The sequence below is a fragment of the Shinella sp. SUS2 genome (assembly GCF_001262505.1).
In the GTDB taxonomy this organism is placed as follows: domain Bacteria; phylum Pseudomonadota; class Alphaproteobacteria; order Rhizobiales; family Rhizobiaceae; genus Shinella.
Genome location: NZ_KQ410813.1, coordinates 1 through 2,577, shown reverse-complemented (window position 1 = coordinate 2,577; position 2,577 = coordinate 1). Strand labels below are relative to the sequence as shown.

3 protein-coding genes, 1 tRNA gene and 1 pseudogene are annotated in these 2,577 nt (G+C 60.4%); 1 reads left to right on the top strand and 4 read right to left on the bottom strand.

Annotated features, from left to right (window positions below):
• Positions 1-67 precede the first annotated feature (67 nt).
• The 3 genes from AKG11_RS33370 to AKG11_RS33360 are packed head-to-tail and all read right to left on the bottom strand — an operon-like array spanning position 68 to position 1,087.
• Entirely contained in the window at positions 68-343 is a 276-nt protein-coding gene (locus AKG11_RS33370; RefSeq protein ID WP_050747137.1) for a hypothetical protein, read from the bottom strand.
• A 1-nt stretch (position 344) separates the two neighbouring features.
• Positions 345-788, bottom strand: coding sequence for a PIN domain-containing protein (locus tag AKG11_RS33365; protein ID WP_050747136.1), 444 nt, complete (start codon positions 786-788; stop codon positions 345-347).
• The gene (locus AKG11_RS33360; RefSeq protein WP_050747135.1) at positions 785-1,087 is read right to left on the bottom strand and encodes a hypothetical protein; all 303 of its coding nucleotides are present in this window, start codon (positions 1,085-1,087) and stop codon (positions 785-787) included. Before AKG11_RS33360 ends, AKG11_RS33365 begins: the two co-directional genes overlap by 4 nt.
• Before the next feature lie 484 nt (positions 1,088-1,571).
• Between AKG11_RS33360 and AKG11_RS33350 the strand changes: the two are divergent.
• Positions 1,572-2,390, top strand: a pseudogene (locus AKG11_RS33350) (recombinase family protein); the annotation flags it as partial.
• Between the two features lie 110 nt (positions 2,391-2,500).
• On the opposite strand, the gene AKG11_RS33345 reads toward AKG11_RS33350, so the two are convergent.
• Positions 2,501-2,577: transfer RNA gene (locus AKG11_RS33345), tRNA-Met, on the bottom strand.

Genomic DNA, 2,577 nt, shown 5'->3' with positions numbered 1-2,577 from the left:
GTGTTGGTGACGTAACGCATCACCATCTTGGCACAATGCGATGCCGGTGGGAGGGGCATCCAACCCATCAGTGGCAATCAACAGCCGGCACATCGGGAAGAGCCTCAATCGTCGCAAAAACGGCAGTTTCGAGGTTCGCCATCGTCTTGCCGCCCGCCGAAACCGACGTGCCGGAGCCCGTCAGAACGACGAGGTTTTCCATTCGCAACCATTCGGAGATCAGAGCCTGGAGGCGAATGCGCCCTTGTTTCTGGTCGAGCCCAAGCAGAAGATCGCCGGCGTTGCCGTCTTCCGTCAAGCCAATGAGCTGATACTCGATAGGTACAGGCGGCGCAGCCGTCATTTTATTCTCCCCCCTCCAAACCGCCGCGCAGCGGATTTATGATCTGGAGCCCCACGAAATCTTTTTCGTTGTCCGTTACGACAACGCAATCATTTGCGCCTGCAACGGCCGCAATGATCATGTCGAGACCACTGCGGGGGCGGCCAGCCATTTTGCCCTCCGCCATGAGTCGCGCCCAGAGCAGACCGGCCTTATCGTCGAAGGACAGGATACGACCCGCGAAGAGAGCCTGCGGCCCCTCTGGCCCCGCGAACCAGGCGTCGAGGCTGTCACGCTTCTTGCCTCGCGGCTTTTCCAGAATGCCGCGCCGGATTTCGGCGATTGTCAGCGAGGCAATAAACAGATCCTCATCGCGCTGCTCGGCCATCCAGGCCAGCAGCGACTCCGACGGCCTTGGCTTTACGATATTGCTTAGGATGTTGGTGTCGAGAAGATAGCGCGTCACAGATCGACCTTGCGCCCCTCTTCACGGGGGCGGGAAAGGTCGAGTTCGGCGCCGACGAGCGGCGAGCGCCGCAGAGCGGTCAGGATATTTCCGGGCTTCGGCGGCTTGCCGCCGACGGCTGTCTTGACAGCCAAACGGACGTTTTCCGCTTCCGGGCCTTCCTCAGCCAGGCGACGCGCAAGAGTGCGGATCAGTTCGCGGTCGGATTCAAGCGCCATTATCTCGAAGCGTGTGAGGCCTCGCTGCGTCAGGCGCGTGCGATAATTCTGCGTCGCTCTTTTCTGTGCGGCATTGCCCATGGCTATCCTCCGTTCTATGTCTGGATATATAGTCCAGATTTGTAGCGCCGACAAGTGAGGACAGGATGACAGAGCGAGTCCACGACGGTCTCGGCAGGCCGGAGCAACGTCAGTATTTTCCGTCTTCCATGACGCGCTTCGCTACGCCAGATTTCGCCTGCACCGACGAGGGCACGCCTGATGTCGCCGAATATTCGCCTCTGATTGCAGTTGCTTATACTTCGGTTCACGCCAATCTTGAAGCCGATCTACTTGCAATTGGCTTCGAACGGCGCAACGATGAATTCTGGCAATCGCCCAAAGCAAAGGAGTACGCTTCGGCTCAACGAGCCGGAATTGACGCTTTTGCGCCGTGGCGACGGTCCGGACCCGCGTCTGGTCGAGCTGGTTCGCCTGCTCGCCCGCCGCGCCGCGCGGGAAGCGTTCGAGGAGCAGACGAAGGAACGCCAAACGACGCGCTCCTGATGTCGCAGGAGAGTGCGTTGTGAAGGTTGCTATCTACGCCCGCTATTCGTCCGACAATCAGCGCGACGCTTCGATCGCCGACCAACTCCGCGTCTGCCGCGTTCATGCCGAGAAACAGGGCTGGCAGGTCGTTGAGGAATACACCGATCACGCAATCTCCGGCGCCTCTCTCCTCCGTCCCGGTATCCAGGCCCTGATTTCCGACGCGACCCGTGGCCGTTTCCGCTATGTCTTGGCCGAAGCCATGGACCGCCTCTCACGCGACCAGGAGGATATCGCCGGTCTGTTCAAGCGCATGGCGTATTCAGATGTAAAGATCGTCACCCTCTCGGAGGGCGAGGTCACGCATCTGCATGTCGGCCTCAATGGCACGATGAACGCCTTGTTTCTCAAGGACCTCGCCGACAAGACGCGCCGCGGACAGCGTGGCAGGGTGGAATTGGGCAAGTCGGGAGGCGGAAACGCCTACGGCTATGACGTGGTCAAGAAGTTCGACGGAAACGGCGAGCCGGTCCGTGGTGACCGGACCATCAACGAGTTTCAGGCTAATGTGATCCGCCGGATCTTCCGCGACTATGCCGCAGGAAAATCGGCCAAGCGGATTGCCTTCGAACTGAACAAGGAGACCATCCCCGCGCCGGGCGGCGGCGATTGGGGCTTCAGCACGATCAATGGCAACCCGAAACGCGGCAATGGCATCCTCAACAACGAGATGTATGTCGGCAAACTGATCTGGAACCGCCAGCGCTTCATCAAGGACCCGGACACGGGCAAACGCCAGGCCCGGATGAACCCGGAGGCAGAGTGGATCACCCAGGACGTGCCAGAGTTGCGCGTCTGAACAGGGCGAGCTTCAGATCGACGTGCGCGGCGACCTAGCTGGAATCCTTGCCATTTCGCTGAAAAGCAAAAGGCCCGCCGGAGGGGCGGGCCAATCGCAAGTTGAGATGGTTGCGGGGGCAGGATTTGAACCTGCGGCCTTCAGGTTATGAGCCTGACGAGCTACCGGGCTGCTCCACCCCGCG

Coding starts and splice junctions, on each gene's coding strand:
- AKG11_RS33360 (WP_050747135.1), bottom strand. CDS start 1,087: ATGGGCAATGCCGCACAGAAAAGAGCGACGCAGAATTATCGCACGCGC.
- AKG11_RS33370 (WP_050747137.1), bottom strand. CDS start 343: ATGACGGCTGCGCCGCCTGTACCTATCGAGTATCAGCTCATTGGCTTG.